Raw genomic sequence first — 449 nt, forward strand, 5'->3', positions numbered from 1 at the left:
AGGGTCACGACCAGGTCGTTGGCCAAGGCGGTGTTGATGTGCACGGTGAAGGTCGGTTTGACGTTCTCGGCCACCGAAGTCTGGTCGGCAGTGATGGTGACCTTAACCAGGTCACCTTCGTTGGTGCCGCCTGGGTTGCCCGGGGTACCTGGCTCATCGGTGACAGTGGTGCTGACAGGAGTCTTGTCCAGGGTCAGCTGCTCGAACTTGCCGACATCCGCGCCCGCAACAGTCGCGATCGACTGCACTACCGGGGTGTTGCTGCCAACGTAGACGTTGTCCGGGGCAGTCACGGTGATCGAACCGCTGGTGCCATTGGCCGGTACGGTGATGACGGTCTTGCCGTCGCTCAGCGTAAAGGTCAGGACGCCGTGGTTGTTGATCGGCAGACCGTCTTTGTTGGTCAGGGTGATGGTGTAGGTGATCTCGCCGCCTTCGGTAACCGAAGG

At 61.0% G+C, this 449-nt stretch carries 1 protein-coding gene; it reads right to left on the minus strand.

What is annotated here, in order from left to right:
• Positions 1 to 449: immunoglobulin-like domain-containing protein (locus tag SB765_RS28055; RefSeq protein WP_410932277.1), on the minus strand; the 449-nt coding region annotated here is incomplete at both ends.

The sequence above is a fragment of the Pseudomonas sp. SIMBA_067 genome, assembly GCF_046534675.1.
Lineage (GTDB): Bacteria > Pseudomonadota > Gammaproteobacteria > Pseudomonadales > Pseudomonadaceae > Aquipseudomonas > Aquipseudomonas putida.